Source organism: Bradyrhizobium sp. BWC-3-1, assembly GCF_032917965.1.
GTDB classification, from domain to species: domain Bacteria; phylum Pseudomonadota; class Alphaproteobacteria; order Rhizobiales; family Xanthobacteraceae; genus Bradyrhizobium; species Bradyrhizobium canariense_D.
Genome location: NZ_CP136625.1, coordinates 7,964,734 through 7,989,539, shown reverse-complemented (window position 1 = coordinate 7,989,539; position 24,806 = coordinate 7,964,734). Strand labels below are relative to the sequence as shown.

Annotated in this window: 17 protein-coding genes and 3 pseudogenes; 9 read left to right on the top strand and 11 right to left on the bottom strand. The window is 60.0% G+C overall.

Annotated elements, in window-relative coordinates:
* Positions 1 to 67 precede the first annotated feature (67 nt).
* A complete protein-coding gene (locus RX329_RS38310; protein WP_317245408.1) occupies positions 68 to 193 on the top strand; it encodes a hypothetical protein in 126 nt (41 codons plus the stop codon).
* Between the two features lie 1,156 nt (positions 194 to 1,349).
* On the opposite strand, the gene queD is transcribed toward RX329_RS38310, so the two are convergent.
* On the bottom strand, positions 1,350 to 1,712 hold the full coding sequence (gene queD / locus RX329_RS38305) for a 6-carboxytetrahydropterin synthase QueD (protein WP_085361592.1): 363 nt from the start codon (positions 1,710 to 1,712) through the stop codon (positions 1,350 to 1,352).
* 696 nt (positions 1,713 to 2,408) lie between these two features.
* Between queD and RX329_RS38300 the strand changes: the two genes are divergently transcribed.
* Complete coding sequence (locus tag RX329_RS38300; RefSeq protein ID WP_317245407.1) at positions 2,409 to 3,827, top strand: MATE family efflux transporter; 1,419 nt, start codon at positions 2,409 to 2,411, stop codon at positions 3,825 to 3,827.
* 86 nt (positions 3,828 to 3,913) lie between these two features.
* Here the strand turns inward: RX329_RS38300 and RX329_RS38295 are convergent.
* The 7 genes and pseudogenes from RX329_RS38295 to RX329_RS38265 all read right to left on the bottom strand — a co-directional run.
* Positions 3,914 to 4,317: pseudogene (locus tag RX329_RS38295) on the bottom strand (IS630 family transposase); the annotation flags it as partial.
* Between the two features lie 1,075 nt (positions 4,318 to 5,392).
* Positions 5,393 to 6,793, bottom strand: coding sequence for an aspartate ammonia-lyase (locus tag RX329_RS38290; protein ID WP_317245406.1), 1,401 nt, complete (start codon positions 6,791 to 6,793; stop codon positions 5,393 to 5,395).
* A 99-nt stretch (positions 6,794 to 6,892) separates the two neighbouring features.
* On the bottom strand, positions 6,893 to 7,948 hold the full coding sequence (locus RX329_RS38285; RefSeq protein WP_317245405.1) for a LysR family transcriptional regulator: 1,056 nt from the start codon (positions 7,946 to 7,948) through the stop codon (positions 6,893 to 6,895).
* Between the two features lie 1,564 nt (positions 7,949 to 9,512).
* Positions 9,513 to 10,718 (bottom strand): MFS transporter, encoded by a 1,206-nt coding sequence (locus tag RX329_RS38280; protein WP_317245404.1) that lies wholly within the window; start codon positions 10,716 to 10,718, stop codon positions 9,513 to 9,515.
* Positions 10,719 to 11,597: 879 nt separating this feature from the next.
* A pseudogene (locus RX329_RS38275) lies at positions 11,598 to 11,904 on the bottom strand (transposase); the annotation flags it as partial.
* 1,204 nt (positions 11,905 to 13,108) lie between these two features.
* Positions 13,109 to 13,315 (bottom strand): cold-shock protein, encoded by a 207-nt coding sequence (locus RX329_RS38270; RefSeq protein WP_219682983.1) that lies wholly within the window; start codon positions 13,313 to 13,315, stop codon positions 13,109 to 13,111.
* A gap of 177 nt (positions 13,316 to 13,492) precedes the next feature.
* Positions 13,493 to 14,692: an IS256 family transposase gene (locus tag RX329_RS38265; RefSeq protein WP_085348740.1), complete on the bottom strand. Its 1,200-nt coding sequence runs from the start codon at positions 14,690 to 14,692 to the stop codon at positions 13,493 to 13,495.
* Positions 14,693 to 15,162: 470 nt separating this feature from the next.
* Here RX329_RS38265 and RX329_RS38260 point away from each other — a divergent pair, with 470 nt between their 5' ends.
* Entirely contained in the window at positions 15,163 to 15,468 is a 306-nt protein-coding gene (locus tag RX329_RS38260) for a hypothetical protein (protein ID WP_085351784.1), read from the top strand.
* Positions 15,469 to 16,083: 615 nt separating this feature from the next.
* On the opposite strand, the pseudogene RX329_RS38255 reads toward RX329_RS38260, so the two are convergent.
* The 3 genes and pseudogenes from RX329_RS38255 to RX329_RS38245 all read right to left on the bottom strand — a co-directional run bounded on the left by RX329_RS38255 (position 16,084) and on the right by RX329_RS38245 (position 19,385).
* Positions 16,084 to 17,271 (bottom strand): annotated as a pseudogene (locus RX329_RS38255) (IS91 family transposase).
* Between the two features lie 57 nt (positions 17,272 to 17,328).
* The gene (locus RX329_RS38250) at positions 17,329 to 18,192 is read right to left on the bottom strand and encodes a site-specific integrase (RefSeq protein ID WP_317245403.1); all 864 of its coding nucleotides are present in this window, start codon (positions 18,190 to 18,192) and stop codon (positions 17,329 to 17,331) included.
* A 428-nt stretch (positions 18,193 to 18,620) separates the two neighbouring features.
* Positions 18,621 to 19,385: an IclR family transcriptional regulator gene (locus RX329_RS38245; RefSeq protein ID WP_317245402.1), complete on the bottom strand. Its 765-nt coding sequence runs from the start codon at positions 19,383 to 19,385 to the stop codon at positions 18,621 to 18,623.
* A 90-nt stretch (positions 19,386 to 19,475) separates the two neighbouring features.
* Here RX329_RS38245 and RX329_RS38240 point away from each other — a divergent pair, with 90 nt between their 5' ends.
* The 6 genes from RX329_RS38240 (at position 19,476) to RX329_RS38215 (ending at position 24,786) form a co-directional block, all read left to right on the top strand.
* Positions 19,476 to 20,264: an ABC transporter ATP-binding protein gene (locus RX329_RS38240; RefSeq protein WP_317245401.1), complete on the top strand. Its 789-nt coding sequence runs from the start codon at positions 19,476 to 19,478 to the stop codon at positions 20,262 to 20,264.
* The gene (locus RX329_RS38235; protein ID WP_317246487.1) at positions 20,251 to 21,027 is read left to right on the top strand and encodes an ABC transporter permease; all 777 of its coding nucleotides are present in this window, start codon (positions 20,251 to 20,253) and stop codon (positions 21,025 to 21,027) included. Before RX329_RS38240 ends, RX329_RS38235 begins: the two co-directional genes overlap by 14 nt.
* Positions 20,960 to 22,081 (top strand): ABC transporter substrate-binding protein, encoded by a 1,122-nt coding sequence (locus RX329_RS38230; protein WP_317245400.1) that lies wholly within the window; start codon positions 20,960 to 20,962, stop codon positions 22,079 to 22,081. The genes RX329_RS38235 and RX329_RS38230 overlap by 68 nt, the downstream gene beginning before the upstream one ends.
* A 50-nt stretch (positions 22,082 to 22,131) precedes the next feature.
* A complete protein-coding gene (locus RX329_RS38225) occupies positions 22,132 to 23,397 on the top strand; it encodes a CoA transferase (protein ID WP_317245399.1) in 1,266 nt (421 codons plus the stop codon).
* A gap of 55 nt (positions 23,398 to 23,452) precedes the next feature.
* Positions 23,453 to 24,280, top strand: coding sequence for a citryl-CoA lyase (locus RX329_RS38220; protein ID WP_317245398.1), 828 nt, complete (start codon positions 23,453 to 23,455; stop codon positions 24,278 to 24,280).
* Positions 24,281 to 24,447: 167 nt separating this feature from the next.
* A complete protein-coding gene (locus tag RX329_RS38215; protein WP_310473285.1) occupies positions 24,448 to 24,786 on the top strand; it encodes a hypothetical protein in 339 nt (112 codons plus the stop codon).
* Positions 24,787 to 24,806: the final 20 nt, after the last annotated feature.

Below are 24,806 nucleotides of genomic sequence, written 5' to 3'. Positions count from 1 at the left end.
GGTTTGCTCGATCGCGCCGCTAGCGTAGCGGCGCTGCTCGCCGACCGCGGTAACTTGATCGCACTGGGTGCCTGCGGCGGCGGACAGGAAGGATGATCCGCGGCTGCTGCGCTTCGTCTCAATCTACTGCTTGCCCGAGGTGAAGGACTACATCGCGACCAAATACGGCCGCTTCATTGTGCAGATGTGGTGAGCGACGGATGCCTGGGAGGGTTTCACGGTCCCTTGCGCGTCCGGAGCTTCAAACCGGTGGTGCGAAGCTTGGGGGAATCATGTGTTCGGCGAAGAGCGCGTCGCGGATCCGTTTCTGCTCCGACAGGCGGATGCTGTTGTTACCTGACCGAGCAGGCCACCGCCACGTGAGTTGCCGGACATCACGGCAGCATAACTCGCAGGATTGACGTCGCCCGGGACAGGGACAGAATCCATGTTCCCCGAATGGGTGGCGTACCCATTTTTCAATTGGTTCTTGGTGGAGAATTATTCACTTCCTGACCGCGCTGCAATTGCTGTCTGAAAAGAGACCGCTGATTTGCTGCAGGCTTAGATAGTTGCCAAGAAATTCAATCCCCGCCAATTTTGGGCGCGAAACGAGCCGGCCAAGACGCGATAGTCCGGCGATTACTCGAGCGCGGCCGCCATTTCGGCTAAGGTTTGGGGATCGGAGGCTCCCGGGATGAACCCGCGGTCGGTGCGGGCCTGACTGCACTCTATCGGATGCGGCGGGGCGAGGCATCGGTTCCTGTGGACAGCTGTTCGCCCGGTTTACGTCCGCAGCTATTGGTTGGGTGGAAATAACCAGTCGGCCAAGGGATGCATCCGTGACCAGTCAGCGCGGACGCTCGAGTCCGGCACCTCGCCAGCTTCAATTGAGGCTTCGCCCGTCGAAGTGTCGAACGGGGGGTATTGACGGCGATGTCTATGGCACGCTCGCGCACATGCGGGCTTGCGCGATCTTGCATCAACCCGTGCTCCTCGCATTGGCGGCTAGCGCCGACCTGCTGCAGCACCAAGTCGCCCAGCCGCAGCGTCCGGAATGGCGGGTCGTCTCGCCGGTACAATCAGCATCGAATTCGCTCCTGAGGACGAATCGCTCTGATCGTTCCGCGGTTAGCACAACGCGAGATTCCGAATCGTTTGGCCGGAAGCTTTTCGAATGCGGTCACGTGATGGGTGTCCTCATAGCCAAACCGGGCGCTCCGGTCGGATCCAAGGGCTCTTCTGTGAGCGCGGAAATCTGGCCGCGGGCGTGGCGGATGAAGAGCCGAATCGCAGATCGAGCAAGTCCGCTTCTGAGCCGAAGAACGACAGGCGCGCCGCATCGACACAGTCCCAAATCAGCGCTGAATTCAGCGATCGGGCCCGTCATATTCCGCCCAACTATCCGTCGTCTCGTACACCCTCACGCTCGAGAGTTGGGCGAGGCGCGGTTTCGCGTGCTCCCAGATCCAGATGGCGATATTTTCCGCCGTCGGATTTTCCAGTCCCGGGACGTCGTTCAGGCAATGGTGATCGAGCTTCTTTATAAGAAGGCCAAACGCTTCCTCCATGTTGAAGAAATCCATTACGAATCCGGTGTGCGGATCGACGGCCCCGTTCAGCACGACCTCGACGCGATAGGAATGACCATGCACCCGATGACAGCGATGTGTCTGCGGGACGTTTGGAAGTCGGTGCGCTGCCTCGAACTTAAATGCTTGGGATATCTTCATGTGATGCCGAGTGTTTGTGGGACTGCACGCTGAGCCGCCATTTCGGCTGAGCCAGGCAGTCCGAGATAGCCCGCCGCTCGACGGCGTCAGGGCGGTCTTTCGATCGAAGCAGAAATTGTTCAAGGCACGCTCATCGAACCGGTCTGGCAGGCTGCCGGTTGCGGCCACACGAATTTTCAGTTCGTGTCCGCGAGTGACGGCCAGCGCGGCGCGATTTACTGACGCAAATCCAGTCACCACGCTGGCCGGGGCCGGCAGCCTGCCGTTCGTCTCGATCGCGCTGAGGAACCCGATATCGTGTAAAGATTGCAGGACATCATCGAACCACCACAGTGGTTCTGAGCACGTTCATTGCTTGTGCCATGCAGATGATGGAGCGTCTACTACAAGATCCGGTAGATGCCAAAACCAACTTGAGGCTCTAGGGTCTGGCCGCGTTTCCCCGCCGACCATCCCGAGAAGTGAACGCAACCGGCACGATGCTCAACCAAAGGGCGGAACGGCACAATATGACTAGCAGAACCTGGGGGCTACCCTCGAACACCTCAGTCAGTATTCGCTACAACTGACGGGAGGCGTATGCCCAGGCAAAAATCAGTTTTGAAAACGTCAACCTATCCAGGCGATCACGGCGTGCCAGAGCAGATCCAGAGAGGATTGCGCTGAGTACGCCATCGTCGAATTTGGAACTCGTCCGTGAATGGACCGAATACAGAATTCGCCCTCGACAGCAAGCGTAATGTGATGCCAAAGAAAAAACAGCACGTCGATCTATCGGACCAGAATCTCTTGAGTCTTATCCTGCGGCTCGCCATTCCGTCTGTTGTTGGATTATCGATCCATGCGCTGCAGCAGGTCGTCAACGCGATCTTTGTTGGCGCCCTAGGCGCGCAGGCGATCGCAGCTGTTAGCATGACCTTGCCGATCGTGGTCCTGCTCGCCGCAGCCGGACAGGGGATCGGTGTTGGAGCAGCGTCGTTCATATCTCGTCATCTGGGCGCTCGTGAGTACCTAGAAGCGAGTCGAGGCGCAAGCACGGCACTCGCGCTCGCCGCTCCGATCGGTATCATAGTCACCCTCACTCTGCTTCCAAATCTGCCAGGGATATTTGCAACGCTCGGAGCAACCCCAACCATCATGCCCGTGGCGCTCGACTACGCGGGAACGGTTTTGTTGGGGTGCACCCCGATGCTACTAAATACCGTCAGCGGGTTCATTGTAAGAGCCGAAGGCTATACACGATTTAGCATGTGGGTGATGATGACCGCGTTTATCCTGAACGCTGTGCTTGATCCCGTCTTCATATTTTCACTTGACCTTGGCGTGCGAGGCGCAGCCCTCGCAACGCTGGTGTCTCAGATCTCTGCTGTCGGACTGTATATCGCGTATTTTACGAAGCTTGGCGGGACGGTTCTCGTCAGGATATCTCACATATCATTGCGAGCAGACCGCATCAGACAGCTCGCGTTGGTAGGCGCGCCGGCGACAATGACGAGTATCTTATCTGCTCTTGCCGTTATGCTCTTGTACGGAGCTGCTGCGCCGTTCGGCGACGATTCCATCGCCGCGGTTGGAATAGCTGTGCGTATCTTGATGGTCGGCGCACTGCCTATCACCGGGTTCTGTATTGGCGCTCAAGCTATCCTGGGTTTCGGTTGGGGCGCACGCGACTATGCTCATATATTGAGGGCTGCGAAGTTCATGCTCTTCGTGACGATCGCATTCTCGGTGCTGTATTCTGCGGCCGTTGTGATTTTTGCAAGGCCTTTAGTGAGCCTATTTAGCGATAACGAGTACGTCACCGAAATTGCCGTCTCGACCTGCATCGTGTTCCATCTCTTCTTTGGACTGTTTGGGGTGCAGAGTTTCGTGACGGCAATGCTTCAGTCATTTGGGAGAGCGCGCCTCAGTGCAATTGTGTCCTTGGCCAGGCAGGGGTATCTCTTCATACCGGCCGTACTGTTATTCCCGCTGGTAGCGGGTTTTAACGGACTGTTAGCCAGTCAAGCGCTCGCAGAGCTTGGCGCCGGAATAATCGCTCTCATCGTCATGTTCAACCAGTTCGGCGAGCTCAGACGAGCGCTCCGCCACGGTCCTCAAGAGCGATCGGGATAGCGGGTTGAGCTGAGAACGGATATGATCGAGGCACAGATCATTGGGCGCTAGCCTCCTGGGAGGCTCGCCGTTAAAGCGTGATGGGACTAGCTTCGATAGCCTGAGTTTTTGAGGTAGTTGGCGCATTCTTCGGGTGTAAATGCATAAAGGAGTTCGCCGATGGCGGCGCAGACCGCATCGACGGTTCGTGCGGCTGCCTTGCGGAGCAGATGCTTGAGTTTGGCAAAGACTCGTTCGATGGGGTTCAGGTCGGGTGAGTATTTTGGCAGGAAGAAGAGCTTTGCTCCGGCGAAGCGGATGAGCTGGCGCACGGCTTTGCTTTTGTGGCTGCCGAGATTGTCCGGGACGACGATGTCGCCGGGCCGAAGGGTCGGCAGGAGAACCTTCTCCACATAGATCCGGAAGCTCACGCCATGATTGGTCCCTCGATGAACCATGGCGCATCGATCCGGTCATGGCGCAGGGCCGCCAGAAAGGTAATGGTTTTCCAACCCATCTGGCCCCGAGCAACGCTGCCGGTCTCATCGACCCGCTTCATCCAGCCGATCGCCGTGCTGATCGCCACTCCAAACTGCTTGGCGGCCCGATTGCGCGCCCTAACGGCCAAATTAAGGGCGTCAGCTCTTACGGCATTGATATCGGCGAAAGGCTGGAAGTCGAAGCGCCCCAAGGCAGTGGCAATGTGGTCGGCCGTGAAGCGGGGGTGATCTCAATCGAGAGCTGACTATCACACCAGTAACATGCGGTGTTTCCGAATTGGTGAATGGAAATGCGAACCCCCTTTGCGCTTTGCTACTCTATGGCAAGCAGCTAAATGCAATGGCGCCAATACAAAAGGTGATGCTAACTTTTGCTACAAACCAGGTAAACACTGGCACGGTCATCGACAAGGCCTACAGCCAGAGCATCTTGATTGACCTTACCTTATACTCAAACCGAATGTCGCATACGACATAAACAACGTCTAGGAGTGGGGAAACTTCAGCTGGGCCCAGTCGATACGACGGATGAGATTCTGACGCGCGCAGCTGCCTCTCGGCATCGGATGGATTTCGCGTGCCTCAGTGCCGTCTTGAATACGGCAGCGAACGAACGAAAAAATGTTGGGCCAGTGTTCGAACCTGCGGGACTCGATCACGCCTCGTGAATGTATCATCAGGTGAATCAGGCCGTAACCAGCTATCGGAGAACTTGCACATCTTGATCGGGCTACCGGCCGAACAGGATGTGAAGATTGGCGGAGGCCAGGACGGCCCCACGCGAATGGTTAGAATACGTTATCGACGATGTCTTACGTGTTTGCTGACTTTGCCGATCACTGCCCCTGGCACTACGGCCAGGCGCGTCCGTATAAGCACGACTTGAAGAGAGGCCGGAGCACTGACCTATGGACAAGCGGCCTCTCGATCGCGGCGCATCGTCTCATCCGCCGCATCGGGTTGGAGACAGGGCGATGGCGAGTTGGCTGTGGCATGACCTTCGTAGGTTGATCCTCTGGCGTTGTGCATCGACTCGCGGCATGCTCGTGAGCCCTTCGCGTACAAGGGCAAGTGCAGAATCGCGGCTCATGCGGCATTCTCGCGATAACGGGTGCTCTCGTGCAGCATCTGCAAAACCGCGCTACGGTTCAGAAGTCCGCGGTCGATCGCGATTTCGATGAAGGGCCGCATTTGCTCAGCGGCTGTAAGCACAAGTGTCGATACCTGTTCATAACCAAGGCGCGGTACGAACACGGTCGCAAGAGCCGAAGATTGCATCAAGTTGCTGAGCGACCGTTCCCGGTCTGCCCGGATCCCCGAGATGCATTGGTCGGCAAATATTCTGGCCGATCGCGTCAAAAGCTCGATCGAATCGAAGAGGCGCGAGGCGATGACTGGCTCGAAGTGATTGATTTCGAGTTGGCCGCTCAACGCTGAGAGAGATACTGCGGCGTCGTTGCCCACGATAGCGAACGCAACTTGCTGGATCATCATCGGCAGGACTGGATTGAGTTTACCTGGCATGATCGAAGAACCGGGCTGGAGAGCGGGCAACCGCAATTCGCCAAGCCCCGTATTTGGCCCAGAGGAAAGGATGATCAGGTCAGAGGCGATTTTCGCCATTACCTCTGCTGCGATGCGGATTTCCGACGACACGCGTGCGAAGGCGTCGGCGTTCTGCATGGCATCGAACATGTCGTCGCCTGGGCGTACCGCGTGGCCCAAGATTGCCGCAAGATGTCCATAAACGGCACGGCGATAGCCCGGCACTGCTCCGAGCCCGGTGCCAATCGCAGTGCCTCCGAGGGGAAGCACCATCAATTCCTGGCGCGCCACGGACAGCTTCAAGGAGAGCCGCTTGATCGCTGATGCGTAACCGCCGAACGCCTGACCGAGCGTCATCGGCTGGGCGGCCTGCATGCATGTGCGGCCGACGCGCAATACGTCAGCGAATACAATGGCCCGCTCCGAAAGAGCGGCCGCCACCTGGTCCAGCGCACCCACCAGATCGCCGGACTTTTCGTGCGCCGCCAACTTGAGCGCCGAGGGCAGCACATCGTTCGTCGACTGGCATAGGTTCACGTGATCATTTGGATGGATCACGTCGTACCGACCGGGCTTTTCACCGACAATTTGCAGGGCCCGGTTCGCCAGAACCTCGTTCATGTTCATGTTGATCGATGTACCGCCGGAGCCTTCGAGCAAATCGATGATAAACTGCCCATCGTGTTTACCAGCAATGACCTCGTCCGCAGCTGCGATTAGTGCTCCTGCTACTTTGGCGTCGAGGGCTCCGAGCTCACGGTTCGCCGCCGCGGCAGCGCGCTTGATGCGCGCTAGTGCCCGAAGAAGTGCCGGCTGATCACCGAGCTTCTGGAGTGAGATGTCGAAGTTCTCGCTCCCACGCAGGGAGGCCAAGCCGTACAGGGCGCGCAGCGGCAGCTCGCGCGTTCCTAGACTGTCTATTTCGGTGCGAGTCGCTGACATCTCTGATCCCGGGTTCGGACGCTACGCAAACAACTCTCTCCGAAGACGGGTGAGAGTTAAAGCTAAGATCGGAGATGTTATGAAGGCTAATAAGTATGATTAATTAGGGTTATACTGTTCGTCGAGAGTCCGGGTGGAGCCACCCGCAACGCACCGGCAGGCGGCGTCCTCGTGAGCGAGCGGATCCAACACGATGCTGCCGACGGAACGAGCCATCCAGGGAATTTGAGCCGCGATCTGGGGCAAGGTCCAGTTCCGCAGGAGCACACAAGTATCATCCGCTATTCGCGCAGCCAACGTGCCTAATCCGCCTTGCTTAGTCACCAACGCGATCGTGCGCGAGAGGCCGGTCGCCGGCAATGGCATGACTTCGAGCGCCGGTCGATGGACGGCAGCCTGCAATATGCACAGGGGTGTTGTAATCGCCACGCCTATGCCATTGGCGACCATCGAGAGCAGCGAGTCCGACGTGTCGAACGACATCGTCTGCGGATGCTCTATCCTTAGACGCCGGAGATGACGTTCAATTTGCGTTCCCATGTGCGAACGCGCGGTGTAGCGGATAAGTCGGTGCTCGAGTAGTAGGTCGTCCAGTGGACGATCGCGAAGAGTATCCGCCCAGGCAATCGGTGCTACCAGGAGGAATGGCTCGCGCAATAGGGGTAAGCGGGTAACTTCGTCAACGCCCTCCATTGGATCCGATGTGACAGCTGCATCGATCTCGTTGCGCATCAATGCCTCGGCGTGCGCGGGTACCAGCCCCGAATACGCGCTCACGCGAAGCGCGATTGAACCCGCCATGAGGCTGCGGACCAACAGTGGTCCCACTGTGGACGCGAACGTGTCGATCATCCCGAGCCGAAGGTCCTCGCGTTCGGGACGCGCTGCGGCGGCCCGCATTTTCTCGACAGCTCGTCCGACGCGCAGGGTTATCTCGCGCATGTGGGTGAGCAGAGCTTGCCCCGCCTCCGTGGGCCCAAGGGGACGACGATCGCGACGGACGAGGGATGCGCCAATATGCGCCTCCGCGCGCTTCATCGCTTGTGAAACGGCCGATTGAGTGATGCCAAGTCTGAGGCCGGCCGCGCTCATGCTGCCCTCTTCGATGACGACGGCCGCGACTTCCAGTACACGCAAATCAGGCAAACTAAACATAGGAAGCCTACGCTAATGGATTTTTATCGGGTGTGCCACTAGTCCGTTTTCTCAGTTGCGGCGAGTCAATCTACTCGACAGGTTGGCGCACCGGAAACTCGCGCTTACTGCGCAAACAGCCGATTCCAAAGCCGCAGCGGTGGAACTGTTCGATGACACTTCATTTATCGACATTTCCAACCGCTCCAATTTCGGCGCAGAGTTCGATCCGGTGTGTCTGGAGAGTCCGCGCCAAATGACAACATTTCCGGGTGGCGGATCGGCGGCCCTGGCCAGGTCGCCACCCAATTGTGCAAGTTCGGTCAAGTAGAATGCGGGGTTCCAAGGCGACCTCGTCGAATGCCGACGTCCTTGATGAGTTCATCGGGCAATACGATCTCGGTGTCCGTGGAGGCGATCTTCGGTGATGCGTCCGGGCCGTACGATTGAGCATGATGAGCCAGAGGACGCGCCAGCTGAGAGGGCAGACGACCGCCATCAAACTAGCGAGCCGCTCTGCGGTCCGCAGTTTCGAGTCCTCCGCCCTGCAGCCCGATTTTAGGAGCTTCTGGAACAGCTCGATTTTCGTGCACGCACCTATTGGATCATGGACGTAGCCGCGCCTCTCTCTTGTCAACGATGAGTGCGCCGCCTTTGTCCACGAGGTCAGAAGTTGACGCGATGGCCGCCGCGCATGAGCTCCCTCTTAAGCCTTTTGGCCGACGCGGGCATCGATGTGTAGGTGCCTGCGAGTTCGCGGATATGGGTATCCGCAGACACGTCCGACCACCGGCCGATGATCCAATGCGACGGCCATCCCGAAAGGAGTGAAGCCACCTGCCACAATGCGCTCAAGAGCGTAAACTTGATCTAGAGGCCGCGCCGATCTTGCGTCTCGTCTTCGGCACCATCATGCGAGTTCATTGACAGTAAGCCCAGTTCTAGACCATGGCTTTGAGATCCCAGTGGGTCTAAGGACGCAATTGATCGAAGTCGCTGGTTGGAGTGCCATTGTGATGCTGGTGAGCGCTTAATCAGGAAAGCACGCAAGTAGACGTCATCAGCTTGCTCTTCCGCGCAGGAAGGCGATGATGGCTCAGCTGCTCGGCAGCGCCTCGGAAGAGCCAGCAAAGAGCGCCTTCGGTTGAGCGCGATAGGACCGATCATCGAGAAGCGCGTCACACGCCAGCGTGAGGACGCTCACGGGATGAAGAAGGCGAGCTTGCCCGTCTGTCGGGTAGCGCCAATTATGATGCTAGAATGCCGGGTAATCTCAGGACAGAGACATTGTTGTGTGGAAAGAATGCAAAAGTGTTCCGCAGTGCGGTAGACCGCTCGACCGAATGCTCCTCGCAATGCCGCAACGGCGCAATCGCCCGAGATGTTCGCGTACATCGCCAGAAACCTCGATGCCGAGTTCCTCAACGAGTTCTCGGGCAAGGCCTGGCGTGGTGTTTCACCCCCTTCGACCGGTCCGCTTGGCTGCACGAACATTTTGGTCCAACGCTCGCGTACCAGCGGAAGGTTTCGTGCGACATTCGTGGTAGGGCACGCGGCGATCCGCGCGGTGCGCACGGCTGCGGCGTTATCCATCAAGCAACGCCCCCTTTTTTAGATCACCCTCTGGGGCTGCTTGCGGGAGAACTATCAGCAGAGGGATGATGACGACCATACCAGCTGCCAGCATCACTCCTGATGGGCCGGCTACAGTCAACATCTGGGCGCCAAGGACGGCTCCGAAGCCGATGGCCGAATTGATGACCGCCGAGTGCATCGCGGCAGCAGTCATCACTGTCGAACCGGCGGCGCGCAGGATCCAGGTCTGGAGTCCCGCGAACAGCGCCGCGACGGCAGCGCCCCAGATGACCAGCAAGACAAGGACCCGGCCTGTCCCCAAGTGGGGACCAAACCATCCAAGGCCAACGAGCGCCAGACACAGAGCAAGCAGCCCCGCAGTGATGATGGGCTTCATGAAGCGGTCGATGAGGACGCCCGCCAGGATGTTCCCCAGGAATCCTGCTCCGCCAAAGCCGAACAACAGCGCGCCGATCATGACTTGGGCAACGTTTGGAATCTCGCTGAGGAATGGTTCTATAAATGTGTACGCCCCGAAATGCGCCGCCGCCATGAATGTCGTTACGGCATAGATCCCCAACAGGTCATGCCTGCGGCAGACTGATCCAAGCTCTCTCCATCCCGCTGGCGTCCCGGCCTGCATTTTCGGAAGAACTGCCACCATCAGGGCTGAGGTGATCAGTCCGATGGCGCCAATTAATCTGAACGCTGCACGCCATCCGCTCACCTGACCGACGAAGTTCGCGAGCGGCACGCCAACAACGGTCGCCATCGAGATCCCGCCGAATACGATTGCCATCGCAACACCCATACTGCGGGACGGCGCAATCTTAGACGCAACCGCAGCCGCCATGGCCCAATAGAAACCGTGAACGACAGCGCCCACCGTGCGTGCCAGCAACAACCCTTCGAAAGTGTGAGACATCGTCGCCGCAAACGTTGTTGCGGAAAGGATAAGAGTCAAGGCGATGAGTAGCGGCTTGCGAGGAAACTTCTGAAGCAGAACGGGTGACAACAGACCGCTGGCAGCACCGATCCAGGCATAGAGGGCCACCGTGAGCCCGACCCCTGCCTGATCTCGTCCGAGGTCGCGAGCGATCTGAGACAACAGCCCGATAGGTGCTATCTCTGCCAAGACGATGTGAAACGAGGCGATGCCTAGCACGATGACGGCGAGCCAGATGCGGAGCGGAGATTCTGTGCCGTCACTCGTCATTATTAAACATCACTGTACGAAGGATCCGCCCGTTTGATTTGTCGATGATCAGCCGCTGCTTGTACGCATTTTTCATCCATGGACGTGGCGCCGCATGGCACGGGCGTCTCTCCGGATGTTAATCGACCTGCACCGGTGGTATCCGATCGTTACGGTTGCATGGGTCGTTCTCTCCATCAACTGCGAGAGTTGATAGTTGACACACGACAAACGGCACTCGGTGTCCTCGACTGGCGTCCTGAGTGGGACTGTCGTTCCGGCCGGCGTCGTGAAAGAGGGCCTGACCTTACTCGAAGAGCTGCGTCGCTCGCCACCAGGCGCTGCGCTTCGCCAACCCCGCCAAACGAACGGTGCAATAGCATCGTGATGCCTTTCGTGCGTTCGGACGGCCTGCAGATTGCCGAGCTGCCAACACCGAGGAGGAGGTCTCACTCACGATGTCCCGGCACTGCTTCGGCAGCTTTAGCAGGGCGCTCGCGGATCATGATCTCCGGGGAGCCGCGATTGCCTCGCCTGCGTACGCGCGCGCTGGGTGTCAATCGGCCCTTTAATTGCGGTTTGTTGTCAAACTTACATTTCTGAACTCGCCCACGGCACGGTGGTAGTGCTCGCGCCGTCGGAGCTGGTCCGGATTGCGGAGACGGCGCGGGCCGGCTGATACGTGCATTGGATCGCCGGGGCTGGTTGAGGTCTTCGCTGGGATCATGGTCCTTTCCAAGTCGCGCAGCGCCTCATGATGATGTCGGGGTCGGGCGCCTCAACGTTTGCAGCGGAGTGCGGACGAGCCGCCACCGCCTGATTAACCGAGGCCGCCACAACACCGTCCCAGCGAGACATCGCCAGTCCGGCAGACCGGACCAGGAACTCTACAAGATCGGATCAGGCTTCCTTCCCCTGGCCCCAGTCGAACGATGTGCCGTAGACCCAGATACAGTGAAGAAGGATGGCGAGTTTGCGCGCGATGGCGACCTTTGCCTTTCGCATGCCAATCCGCTTAGCGAGCTTCATGCCCCAAGCCCTAAGAGAGGACCATTTCTTCGTTCGATGAAGCAGGACGATCGCCGCCTCGTACAGGTAGGTTGGGAGAAGACGGTCGCCCCATCGTGATATCTTGCCCAGTTTCGCCAGAGTGGTTGCGTCGAGGCGTAAGACCCAGATAGGCGCCGACGCTTGATGCCGATCGGAAGCACGATGTTTCAAGGTGCCGTCGCATGCGCTGGTTCATTAGGAGGACGGATCGAGCTTTAGCACTGATGCTAGCAGCCGCTCCGGCTTTGAATCCTCAAGTGGGCTTCAACGCGCGATGCCAACGGGCCGTATGTTGGTCCGTGCGAAGCCCTAATGATGGACGGAAGCGTTCCGCGGTTACATAAATTAGACTACGAGGGGCGCGGATCGGTGGTGGACGCCCGAAATGTCCCGGCTCAGCAAAAATCCCCTTGGAATTCCGATAGGTGAGTTCGGCATTGCCTTCGTGCATCTCAAAATTCGATTTTCAGTTCTAGCCGGTTCGCTGCGCCAAGAGGATTGCCAACCTCCACGACGAGAGGCTCTAGGGCGGAGAGCGATCCCATAATGGCGTGGCGACTCGACGAGCACTCAACCAAAGATGGCCCCGCCCAATTAAGGTAAATTCAATCCAGCCCTGCCCCGACACTTATTGATGTGAAGGTAAACGATCATCGCCGCTGCGTATCATTTCTCGGCGAGATCATCCAGCACTTGAAGGGCGACTACGCGGTTGCAGCTTCAGCGTACGCGCCAGGCGTGTGGCTGAGCAAAGAACGCGGCGACCGCATGCACAACCGCGGCCGCAGGTGCGGCGTCGTGCTCCCCGAGATCCCCGAAGGCTCCTGATGGAGGGCGTTGAGGAGCCTGCCCACAATCTACGAATTGCCTGCTTGTGAGCCCTCGAGGCTGGCGACCTTGACCGGATCCAACGTCCGGCGAAGGGAGCTCGCGCAGCAATAGCCTGATATCGTAGCCCTCTCGAACGCTCGAGAGTCCTTGCTTAGGTTTCCCATCCCTTCGTTGGTCCACACTGTTGAACTCGCGCCGCAGCACGGTATCGGGTTTGATCAGCGCCGGCGCCACCACCTCCGGTCCAGGATGATCGGCGAGGATGACCTTCCGACCAATAAGCCGCTCGCGAGCGCCTTCAAATCGCGCTATGACGAGCGGGCGGACTGACTGTTACCCGTCTACCAAACAGGACAAAGAGGCGATGCGCTAGCGAGCATCGCTAGCTACGTTCTTTTGTATTCGGACCCGCGAAACGTCGAAAATTGGCGAGAAATGAAACGACCCCAGTGCTTAAAGAGGCTGGGGTCGTTCCGAGGTAAGCGCCAGACTTGGGCGGGGGGCTGAGGCCAGACGCCTACGACATGAAATCAGACACGCAGATTTTCCGCACTGCTTTTACCGCGCCTCGGGTCGACTTTAAGCTCGTAAGAGACTGCCTGCCCTTCCCGCAGGTCAGAGAGGCCAGCGCGCTCCAGGGCGCTTATGTGTACAAAAACATCTTGGCCGCCCCCATCCGGCTGAATGAAGCCGAAACCCTTCGTCGCGTTAAACCATTTCACAACACCCCTCGCCACTCCCATCTCCCATTTGAGCAATACTGTAGAGTAGTTCTGGTCGGACCATTCGGGCGGCACCGATTCGCGCATTGACGCACAATCTCCGCTGCTTCGGCGTCAGCGTAGTTGATCGTGTCCCGTGGCGTGGTGTAGCTGGCGGCGGGTCACCGCGTTCACCGGCTGGAGCCGGGCTGGTCAGCTGGCGATAGCCGTGATGCTGACGCTCGGATCATCGCTCAACGGCGCGATGGTTTCCAGTGTCATGTAGCGGGCACGCTGGACGGCCCATTCATCATTCTGTTCGAGCAGGATCGCGCCGATGAGGCGAGTGATGGCGTCCTCGTTGGGGAAGATGCCGACCACCTCGGTCCGCCGTTTGATCTCACCGTTGAGACGCTCGATCGGGTTGGTCGAGTGCAGCTTGGTCCGATGCTGTGGCGGAAAGGTCATGTAGGCGAGCACATCGGTCTCGGCCTCGTCGAGGAAGCCGGCAAGTTTGGGCAGCTTGGGGCGGAGCTGGTCGGCGACCTTGCGCCACTGGGTTCGCGCGGCCTCGACGTCGTCTTGGGCAAAGGCGGTGGCGATGAAGGCGGACACGACGCGCCGCCCGCTCTTGCCGGCATGCGCCAGCGCGTTGCGCATGAAGTGGACGCGGCAGCGCTGCCAGCTGGCGTTGAGCACCTTGGCTACGGTGGCCTTGATGCCCTCATGGGCGTCGGACACGACCAGCTTGACGCCGCGCAGGCCGCGGCGGGCAAGCTTGCGCAGGAAAGCCGTCCAGAATGTCTCGGCCTCGGAAGGGCCGATGTCCATGCCGAGAACCTCGCGTCGGCCGTCGCTGTTGACGCCGACCGCGACAATCACCGCGACTGAGACGATGCGGCCATTCTGGCGCACCTTCACGTAGGTGGCGTCGATCCACAGATACGGCCAGTCGCCCTCGATCGGACGGGCGAGGAAGGCCTTCACCTTGTCATCGATCTCGCCGCACAGCCGGCTGACCTGGCTCTTGGAGATGCCGGTCATGCCCATGGCCTGGACGAGGTCGTCCACCGAGCGGGTCGAGACGCCCTGCACATAGGCTTCCTGAACCACGGCGGTGAGCGCCTTCTCGGCCATGCGTCGCGGCTCCAGGAAGCCCGGGAAGTAGGAGCCCTTGCGCAGCTTGGGGATGCGCAGCTCAACCGCGCCGGCGCGGGTCTCCCAGATCCGGTCGCGGTAGCCGTTGCGCTGGGCCAGGCGTTCGGGGCTCTTCTCGCCGTAGGCCGCCCCGGTCTGGCCTTCCACTTCCAGCTCCATCAGGCGCTGGGCGGCAAAGCCGATCATCTCGCGCAGCAGATCGGCGTCGGGGGTCTTCTCTACCAGCGTGCGCAGGTTCATCATGTCTTCGGTCATCGGTGGTTCCTCGGTTGCGTTGGCGTGTCGCAACCCGATCCTACCGGAGAACTGCCGGTGACCACCGCAAAGCCGCCCGCCCGCTACGGCGCTATTTGAAGGCGCGCGTCCGGGCGGCTTTGCTCTACCGAGCTACACCACCACCGGGGACACGACCGCGTAGTTCGCTTGAGGAGTTCGAGTATGGTGAGCCTGGGCGATCATGCTTTCATGCCAGAGACCAGGCACAGCCGACGGGTTTGACCCAGGTCGCATCGTTCTGATCTTCCAGGCTGTTGCGTCACTTGGGTGACGAAGGTCACGTGGGTGGGTTCTCCTAGCAGGGAAGCCGCGAATTTCATCGGCCCAAATGGCTCATCGGCCACTATTTTGCGGACAAGCAGCGGCCTCGCAACTACCAAAAGGGGTAGCTGGACGAGCGTACCGCACCAAATTAGCATGCTCCCATGACTGTTCGGAGAACATGGAAGATGAACTGGAAGAAGGAACTGGAGGCGCTGGTTCAACAATCCGCGGCACTCGTAGAACGCGCACGGAGCGTAGCGCCTATTCCAAAGCTGGTAGCACCCATCGCGCCAATCGCAAAAGCTTCCCCGCCCGATTCTCCCCGGCGGTTGAGCTGGGACACCTCCGAGCGAGAGCACATCAGCAAACGAGTTGCGAATTTCAGAGCGCATCAAGAGCGCGTGCGCCGCGAGCGCGACGAATATTTTTCCCGCACGATGCAACGGACACGAGATCTCGCGAGAGGCCACGGCTCCGACGAACAGATGTAGGCGGTCGGACAGTCGCGCAACTTTGCTAACAATCCGCCAAATCGCGCCAGAAGAGTCGACTGCGGCCGACCACCGGCTGGGAACGGCGAGTAGCCGTGAGAGTCGTACGAGTCTCCAAAAGACGCCCGTCACAGCCCATCTGAGGATTGCCGCGCGCTGAGGATTGCCGCGTGGTGTCCTCACGCCATAGGTTGCCGTCGTACTGGATGCGCTGGGGGGCAACCACGCGATCTTCGTAGTGGCGCCGCCGACGCCCACACGAATCTGGCGCATGGATTTTGCACCGCCGAGGAAGGCGTGGGTGTTGACCCTGCCCCTCGGGCTTAATCCAGTTTGAAGTTCGTTCTGGCCGAAGACGAGGACCAGAGCATGCAGCACGTTCGAGATCGGAAGGCCCGATCTGCTGGCTCGGCGCGTGAGGCAGAGACACGAGATGTGCGCGTCGGGGAAGAGTTGAGATCAGACGCGCTTCACTGGAGATCGCGATAGGCATTTTGCTGCATGGGACCGTTGTTGTCGCGCAGTGTGAAAGCACGGAGTCGACATCGTCCGCGATGATCGAGACGCTGGGAGCGAAATGACGAATGATGATCGTCGTGCACGGCATGACTTGGCTCACGATGTGTCGCATCGAAACGGTGATGTTCGAGGGCTGGAGCGTCTGAAGCTGTGTCGAAAGCGCTCAATGATGCGCATGACGCCACCACAATCCGGACAGGCAGGAACTTCGGCCCAGGTTTGAGCTTCCGAATCCACAGGCGGCGGCTGGCTGTCGTTTGGGGCTGTCTCATGATCGAGAAGTTCGCGGCAAAGGGCGAGCTTGGCAGCGCGATTGGTTGGCCATGAAGCCGAAGTGGCGGATGCGATGGAAACCGTCGGGCAGCGTATGAAGCAGGAAGCGGCGAATGAACTCGTCGGGCTTGAGCTTCATGATCTTTGTCGCGCCGTCCTGGCGGTAATCCTTCCATGTGAAGGCAACATGATCGTTGTCGGGTGCGACGAGCCGGCTGTTGGCGATCGCGACGCGATGGGTATAGCGGCCGAGATAGGCCAGCACCTGTGCGGGTCCGCCGAAGGGCCGCTTGGCGTAAGCAACCCAGTTGACGCGCTGCATGGCTTTGATGCGACCAGCGAAAGCGTCGAGTTCGGCAAGAGGAGCAAGATCGCCGAAGAAGCGCAAGGCGCCGGCGTTGAAGGCCCCGATCAGGCGTTTGAGAAAAAGCCAGCGAAAGAGCCGGGACAGCGGTTTGACAGCAAGGAAGAAGTTCGGTCGGCTGGCGATCCAGCGTGTTCCATCAGGTGACGGGCCGCCGCCCGGCACGACACAGTGAATGTGGGGATGATGCGTTAGCGCTTTTCCACAGGGTGTGCAGGACCGCGACGCCGCCGATCTCCGCGCCGAGCCGGCGCGGATTGGCAGCAAGCGTCGGTGATCGCCTCGGCGGCGGCCTTAAACAGGATGGCATAGACGACCGCCTTGTTTTGGAAAGCAGTCGCGGCGATCGGTGCAGGAAGCGTAAAGACGACGTGGAAGTAGGGAACCGGCAGCAGGTCGGCTTCTCGCGCGGCACGGCACGCGGCTCGGGCTGGCCCCTGACACCTCGGACAATGCCGATTCCGGCAGGAATTATAGGCGATCCGCGTCATGCCGCAGTCATTGCGGGCCTCGACGTGGCCGCCGAGCGCGTCGGTTCGGCACCCAACAATGGCGCTCACCACCCGCCGCTCGACGCGACCGTGATGACCGGCATGGTCACGACGATAGGCGTCGCCATGCCGGCGCAAGATATCGGCAATGTCGATGGCGGGTCGGTGCGGGCGGACGTCGGGGGGGTCATAAGCCGGATCCCGGAGCCGTTGTCATGCCGGTGGCGTCACCTCCAGCGATAGGCGGTCGAGCGGGCTCTGGGGCGGCCGGATCGTATGGGTGGCGACCTGCGTGTAGCGCGCCCTCGACGACGGATTATTGTGCCCGAGCAGAACCTGGATGATCCGGATGTCGATTCCGTTCTCCAGAAGATGTGTCGCGAAGCTGTGGCGTAGCGTGTGCAGCGTGACGCGCTTGGTCAGGCCCGCAGCCTTGACCGCCGAGCGGCAGGCGGCATGCAACACGGTCGGATCAATCGGGTGACCTTCGTCACGCCCAGGGAACAGATAAAGCCGCGGCCGGGCGAGCCGCCAGTAGGTGCGCAGGATGCCGAGCAGTCGGGACGACAGCATCACGTTGCGATCCTTCGCGCCTTTGCCGTGGCGCACCTGGATGACACCGCGGGTGCTGTCGATGTCCTCGATCCGCAGTCCCGCGACCTCGGAGGCCCTGGGGCCGGCCGCATAGGCGGTGGTGAGCGCGGCGCGGCTCTTCAGGCTCGACACCGCCTCGAGGAACTGCACCACTTCGTCGGCGCTGAGAACGACCGGCAGCTTGCGGGGCTCTCGCGCATAGGGAATGCGCTTCGGGATGGGCGCCTCGCCGAGCGTGACGCCGTAGAAAAACCGTAGCGCACAGACGATGATCTGGTTCAGCGCCGGCCATGAGATGTCGGTCGAGACCAGATGCACCTGGAAGGCCCGGACGTCTTCCAGCTCCAACCGCTCAGGCGATCGGCCGAAATAGCGGCTGAACTTCGAAACCGCGCTGATGTAGGATCGCTGCGTCGCCGGCGACAGATTGCGGACTGTCATATCCTCGATCATGCGGCGGCGAAGAGGGCTCAAATCGGCCATCTCAATACCCTGTCTGAGGGGGGCTCCAACACCCACATCCTCTCAGCCAGGAGGCGATCTACGCCACCTCGCCACGCACGCTGCGACAGCGGCTTCGTTCAATCCCAGATCGATTCGGTCTAACCCCATCCGGCTTTAGGCCGCACAATCCGCGAAACGTCCTAACCGCGCTTGCATCGATGTCGGCGCGCCGCAGCTTGGCCGTCACGCCATGACGGCTCCAGAACACGCGCACCAGCACACATCACACGAGCAGCGTAATAGCCTTGAAGAAGCCTCCCTCCTGATGTCCGTGTAGGGATGGGTGGCGTCGAGATCGAGGATGATCTGCAGGCCTCAACAATGCGAGAAATGCGCGCTACGCTCAGGAGAGGCCATTGCGGCACCCGCTGAGCTGTGCGTTATAAACAGAACGCTGCCATTGTAGCTCAGCGCTCAGTTGCAGGCAGCAAACCAATCAGCGCTTTAGCCTCGGACTTCAGCACTTCAACGGCAGATTTCCGAGCATCTGCATCAAAGCGAGTGCGAATGGCGGAGACTGAGAGCGCGCCCCGCAATTTGCCGTAGACATCGATTACGGGCACTGCTGCGGCCGCAACCTCAGGATCACGCTCGCCGATCGAGACGTAGAAGCCACGATCTCTGATCTTCTTTCCACCAGCTAATGCAAAATCGCGGTAAGCGGTAAGAACGCGGCCCGCAGCGCCGCGATCAATCGGCAATCGTTGTCCTTCTTCGAGGTGATGCCGGACGGAACGCGGAGAATTAACGCGATAAAGGCAAATGCGCTCGTCGCCCTCCGCGATGTAGAAGGATGCGGTCTCTCCGGTTGCTTCGACCAGACGATGGAGCGAGGGTCTGATCAGGTCACCGAGGTCCAGCCCACGCTGATAGAGCGCCCCAAGGCGCCATAGCTCCGGTCCGGGTCGAAATAGCCGGTCGGTCCCCCGCACCAGGAATCCGTCCGCTTCCAGGGATGCGGCAAGGCGAAGGACCGTGCTCTTGTAGAAGTCGGTCGCCTCGGCAATCTCGGTCAGCGTCATGGCTGCGCGCTCAGCGCCGAAGGCCTTGAGGATCGCCAGGGCGCGCCCGACCGCATCAACCCCTGTCTTTGCCATTGATACAGTCCTCATGTTCTGAGGTGCAGAACAGATATCCAGAATGGATAGGAAAGTCCAGTATTCAATGCTCATCTGGGTTCTATATTGCAGAATGCAATTGACTCCGGATGTAGCGCCAGTTACCTGTTTTGAGGCTTAGAACAGGTTCTGCGGAGCGAAACAATGGAAGGGCAGCCGGCACTTGCCGTCGACCTGCGCGACGTGATGATTCGCTTCGGCGACTTCACCGCCGTGAAAAGCATGAACCTCCAGGTCGGCGAAACCGAATTCGTTGCAGTGGTCGGGCCGACCGGCTGCGGAAAATCGACCATCCTCAATACTGTCACCGGACTGCTGAAGCCGGCCGCCGGCGAGGTTTGCATTTTCGGCAAATCGCTTAGGGGCCTGAACGGTCAGTCCGGCTACATGCTGCAACAGGAAGGGCTGCTGCCCTGGAAAACCGCCCAGGACAATGTCGGCCTCGGGCTCGTGTTTCAGGGAAGCTCGATCGCAAAGGCGCGCGAGCAGGCGCGGCCCTGGCTCGCCAAGGTCGGCTTGAAGGGGTTCGAGGAGCGCTATCCGCATCAATTATCCGGAGGCCAGCGCAAGCGCGTTGCCATGGCCCAGACCCTGATCATGGAGCCGAAGATCGTCCTGATGGATGAGCCTTTCTCCGCGCTGGACGTTCACACGCGCCGCCTCATGCATCGCATCCTGCTCGAGCTATGGCAGGCGGACCGGCGCTCCCTCGTCTTTATCACCCATGATCTCGATGAGGCGATCACGCTGGCGGACCGCGTCGTTGTGATGTCTGCCGGTCCTGCCAGCCGCATGGTTGGCGATGTCAGGATCACGCTGTCCCGTCCACGCGACGTCTTGGCACTCCAGACCACGGATGAATTCGTCGCGCTCTATCGTGAAATCTGGTCGCTGCTCGGCGCCGAAGTGGAGAAAAGCTATGCGCAGGGGTAAGGGTAAGGTTGCTCTCACGCAGTTCGCCATCGTCCTCGGTGTGATCCTGATCTGGGAACTGGGTGTGAGGGTCGGGCTGATCGATCCTTTCTTCTTTCCGGCACCATCGACGCTTGTCGCAAGAATAGGCGAGTGGATGTCAACATCGGACTTCTGGACCGATGTTGGGACAACACTGCTGGAGACGGTCCTGTCTTTCCTGGCTGGGATCGGGATCGGCACCGCGCTTGGTATCTGGCTCGGCTTAAGCCCGTTTGCGGCCGAGGTGGTCCAGCCCTTTATCAAGATGTTCAACGCGATCCCCCGCATCTTGCTGGGACCCATCTTCGTCATCTGGTTCGGATTGGGGCTCACCTCCAAGGTCGCGCTCGGGGTAACGCTGGTCCTCTTTGTCGCATTCTTCAACACGTTTCAGGGGGTCCGCGAGGTCAATCCGGTCGTGCTCGCGAATGCCCGCCTGCTGCGTGCATCGAAGTCCTCGCTGCTGCGCCACGTCTACCTGCCGTCCGCCACCACGTGGATCCTGTCGAGTCTGCGGGTATCTGTCGGCATGGCCGTGATGGGAGCGGTGGTCGCCGAATATCTCGGTTCGTCCGCAGGATTGGGGCACCTGATTGCGCAGGCCGAGGGTGTCCTTGATGCCACCGGTGTCTTCGCAGGGATCATCGTCCTCTCCGCCTTCGTCATCGCGCTCGATGCCATCGTCGACCGGGTGGAAAAGCGGCTGCTGGTCTGGCGGCCGGCACCTGCCCACGAAGTTTGATCGTAGCGCTCCCATTCTCACGGAGGTTCCCATGCACGCTTTCGCGAGACTGATGGTGGTTATCGCGGCAGCCGTATTGCCGCTCATTTCAGCGCATGCCGCCGAGCCCGAGAAGACAAAATTGAAGATCGCAGTGGGATCACAGATCCTCAACTATATGCCTCTCGAGCTTGGTGTGAAGCTCGGTTCGTTTAAGGACCAGGGCCTTGAGGTGACCGTCGAAAACTTCCAGGCCGGTGGTTCGAAGGCTTTGCAGGCGCTGGTCGGCGGTTCGGTGGACGGGACAGTCGGCTTTTACGATCACACCATTCAGATGCATGCGCAGGGCAAACAGATTTCCTGCGTGTTCCTGCTCAATGACATTCCCGGCGTGTTGCTCGGTGTCCGCAGCGGCCTCGCTGACAAGGTCAAGTCCGGTGCCGACCTGAAGGGCCTCAAGCTCGGGATCACGGCGCCGGGGTCATCGACCGACACCATGGCGCGCTACTACATCAAGAAATCTGGGTTGGGTCCGCGCGACGTGAACATTATCGCGGTCGGCAGCGGGGCGCCCGGTATGGTGGCACTCGAGGCCAGGAATATCGACGCGCTCGTCTATTTCGACCCGATTGCGACCCTTCTCGCGCGCAAAAAGAGTGCGACGCCGCTGTTCGACGCGCGCACACTCGAAGGCTCAAAACAAGCCTTTGGCGGAATCTATCCGACCGCCTGTCTCTACCTGCAGCAGACTTTCATCGACAAAAATCCAGAAACGGTCCAGCGCCTCGTCAACGCCTTGCTCAAAACCCACCGCTGGATCAACACGGCGTCGACGGAGCAACTCGTCGACGCGATGCCTCCTGCATACAAGACCGACAATCGCGAGGTGAACATCGAGATCATGAACGCGTCGAAAGCGCTGTTCTCGCCAACAGGTCAGATGGACATCGAGGCGGCCAAGATCCCGCTGGCTGTCCTAGGCGACTTTGATCCGAAGATCGCAGCCGCAAAGATCGACCTGATCAAGACCTTCACGAATCGATTCGCGGAACGTGCTGCGCAGCAACTGAAATAAGTTGCGTACTAAGCGCTCGCTATCGGATCACCTACAAGAAGGCTCTTCAGATGTCTCTGCCGCTAACCGGTATCCGCGTTCTCGACCTGTCAAACGTGTTGGCGGGTCCGTTCTGCGGTTACCATCTTGCGCGCCTTGGCGCGGAGGTCATTAAGGTGGAAAATCCGAACGGCGGCGACCTGGCGCGGCGCCTCGGCGCGGATCCGCAAAGAGCGGAGCGCCTGCAGGGACTCTCGTTTGTCGCTGTGAACGCCGGCAAGCAATCGATTGCACTGGACCTGAAATCGGAAGCGGGCCGCGAGGTGTTCTTGCGACTGGTCAAGGAAGCCGACGTGGTGCTCGAAAACTTCCGCCCGAAGGTGATGGAACGCCTTGGCATCGGCTTTGATGTGCTTGTCAGGCTGAACCCGCGTCTGGTCTACTGCGCGATCTCCGGCTTTGGGCAGAGCGGACCGTGGTCCGCCCGTCCGGCCTATGACCAGATCGTCCAGGGTCTCTCCGGAGCCATGAGCGTCACCGGCGATATAGCCTCGGCTCCCCTGCGCACGGGCTTTCCGATCTCGGACACGATTGCGGGACTGACTGCTGCGTTTGCTATCGCCGCGGCTCTGGTCGACCAGCGGCATAGGCAACGGGGTCGGTTCATCGACGTGTCCCTGCTCGAGGCCACCATTGCGGCGATGGGATGGGTCGTCTCCAACCACCTGAACGCCGGGATCGAGCCGCAGCCCATCGGCAACGAGAACTTTACCGCGGCTCCCTCCGGCACGTTCCGCACCGCAACGGGCCCGCTGAACATTTCCGCCAACGAGCAGAAGCAGTACCAAGCCCTATGCGACCTGATCGATCGACCGGACCTGAAGACGGATCCACGCTTTGCTGGACGCGAGATGCGCAAGGTGAACCGCGCTGCGCTGAGCGCGGAGTTGAACAAGGCGTTGAGTTGCAAGCCCGCTGAGGAATGGGAGGCCCAAATGAACTTGGCTGGTGTCCCTGCCGGCCGTGTGCTGACGGTCTCGCAAGTGTTGCAGCAGCCACAGGTCGTTGAGCGCGGATTCATCGAGACTTTGGCGCCAGAACAAGACGATGCGCAGCCGTTACGAATCACGCGGCCGGGGTTCCGGCTGGATGAGGAGTTTTCGGAGCCTTCACCACCTGCGACGCTCGGAGCAGACACTGAGCGATGGCTGCAGCGGCTCGGCTATTCGTATGCGGAGGTTGAGCAACTAGTCTCAAGCCGAGCCGTCGGGAGGCCAAAGCAAGGAGAGGCTGATTTCCTGCCCGTCCGCGCAGCCACGGACGGACCGATATCATGACATCCGACGGCTTGCGTCAGTTGGCAATCGGCAGGTTGAAAGGACGGAAGCGGAAATGAGCGAAGAAGAACTGAGACAGCAAGCGGCCAGTTGGTGGCGAACCTCCATTTGCGATATCGCGCCAGGTCGCATCGCCTATCGGGGTTATCCAATTGAAGATTTGATAGGCCGCGTTTCTTTTCCCGCCATGATTTGGCTGATGTTACGTGGCAATCTGCCGACGCCAGCACAGGAGCAGCTGCTGCAAGCTGCGCTGGTTGGATCCGTTGACCACGGGCCGCACGCGCCCTCCATTGCAATTGCCCAAATGGCGGTGAGCTGCGGCCTGCCCCTGAATGGCGCAATGGCCTCGGCAATCAACACGCTCGATGACGTGCATGGCGGAGCAGGGGAGCAGGCTATCGAACTCTACGACGATGTGCTGCGACGGCGCCAAGGGCGAGAGATCGAGCAGGCCGCTGGCGCTGCAATCGACCATTTCACCGCAACCCGCAGCAAATATCTGCCGGGCTTTGGCCATCGGTTTCATCCAGTCGACCCGCGCGCGGCCCCGCTATTGGCGCTGGTGGATGCCGCAGCTGACGAGGGCAGTGTCGGCGGCGATTATGCCAAGGCCGCTCGCGCGATCGAGCGGGTGATGCAACAGCGCAAGAGCAAGCTCATTCCGATGAACATCGATGGCGCGACCGCGGTCATTTACGGCGAACTGGGCTTCGCCTCTCCGCTCGCGCGGGGGGTCTTCTGCTTGTCGCGCGCGGTCGGAATCCTGGCTCACGCCTGGGAGCAAACTGGGCGCAACGATCGCAACAAGGGCCCGATGCCCAAGCAGTTCGGCTACAAATACGAGGGCCAGCCGCGTCGCAGGCTCCAAGGCGCATCATGAGCATCTCGAAAACCCGCCCAAGCTGATGGAGGTTAGCGTGTTCTCGTCGATGCCGGCGGAGTTTCGTCGCCCGGCTGTTTCTTCGGAATGGGCAGACGCGAACCGCGGGGCATATCTAGTAGATTGTTTCATCGAGGGACCGTCGTTCGACCAGTCCGGGAATCTCTATGTCGTCGACATCCCCTTCGGCTGCATTTCCGGATTTCACCGGAGGGCGTCTGGTCTTTGATCATCGAATACGACGGCTGGCCGAACGTCTGAAGGTTGCTCCGGACGGCCGGGTGCTCGTGTCCGACTATATCAACGGTCTCCTGGAGCTCGATCCACAGAGAGGGACCATCCGACCGTTGCTGGGCCACCGCAATTCCGAGTCCTTCAGAGGCTGCAACGACCTGCATATCGCGACCAAAGGCGACATCTATTTCACCGATCAGGGCCAGACTGGATTGCACGATCGGACCGGCCGGGTATTTCGACTGTGCCCTGACGGCCGGATCATTGCTTGATTTCTAATGGCCCGGGCCCG

Bases quoted from the DNA above. Each gene is read 5' to 3' on its own strand.
- RX329_RS38220 (WP_317245398.1), top strand. From the start codon at position 23,453: ATGAGCGAAGAAGAACTGAGACAGCAAGCGGCCAGTTGGTGGCGAACC.
- RX329_RS38260 (WP_085351784.1), top strand. From the start codon at position 15,163: ATGAACTGGAAGAAGGAACTGGAGGCGCTGGTTCAACAATCCGCGGCA.
- RX329_RS38250 (WP_317245403.1), bottom strand. From the start codon at position 18,192: ATGGCCGATTTGAGCCCTCTTCGCCGCCGCATGATCGAGGATATGACA.
- RX329_RS38235 (WP_317246487.1), top strand. From the start codon at position 20,251: ATGCGCAGGGGTAAGGGTAAGGTTGCTCTCACGCAGTTCGCCATCGTC.
- RX329_RS38215 (WP_310473285.1), top strand. From the start codon at position 24,448: ATGTCGTCGACATCCCCTTCGGCTGCATTTCCGGATTTCACCGGAGGG.
- RX329_RS38290 (WP_317245406.1), bottom strand. From the start codon at position 6,793: ATGTCAGCGACTCGCACCGAAATAGACAGTCTAGGAACGCGCGAGCTG.
- RX329_RS38285 (WP_317245405.1), bottom strand. From the start codon at position 7,948: ATGTTTAGTTTGCCTGATTTGCGTGTACTGGAAGTCGCGGCCGTCGTC.
- RX329_RS38265 (WP_085348740.1), bottom strand. From the start codon at position 14,692: ATGACCGAAGACATGATGAACCTGCGCACGCTGGTAGAGAAGACCCCC.
- RX329_RS38280 (WP_317245404.1), bottom strand. From the start codon at position 10,718: ATGACGAGTGACGGCACAGAATCTCCGCTCCGCATCTGGCTCGCCGTC.
- RX329_RS38225 (WP_317245399.1), top strand. From the start codon at position 22,132: ATGTCTCTGCCGCTAACCGGTATCCGCGTTCTCGACCTGTCAAACGTG.
- RX329_RS38240 (WP_317245401.1), top strand. From the start codon at position 19,476: ATGGAAGGGCAGCCGGCACTTGCCGTCGACCTGCGCGACGTGATGATT.
- RX329_RS38245 (WP_317245402.1), bottom strand. From the start codon at position 19,385: ATGAGCATTGAATACTGGACTTTCCTATCCATTCTGGATATCTGTTCT.
- RX329_RS38230 (WP_317245400.1), top strand. From the start codon at position 20,960: ATGCCATCGTCGACCGGGTGGAAAAGCGGCTGCTGGTCTGGCGGCCGG.
- queD (WP_085361592.1), bottom strand. From the start codon at position 1,712: ATGAAGATATCCCAAGCATTTAAGTTCGAGGCAGCGCACCGACTTCCA.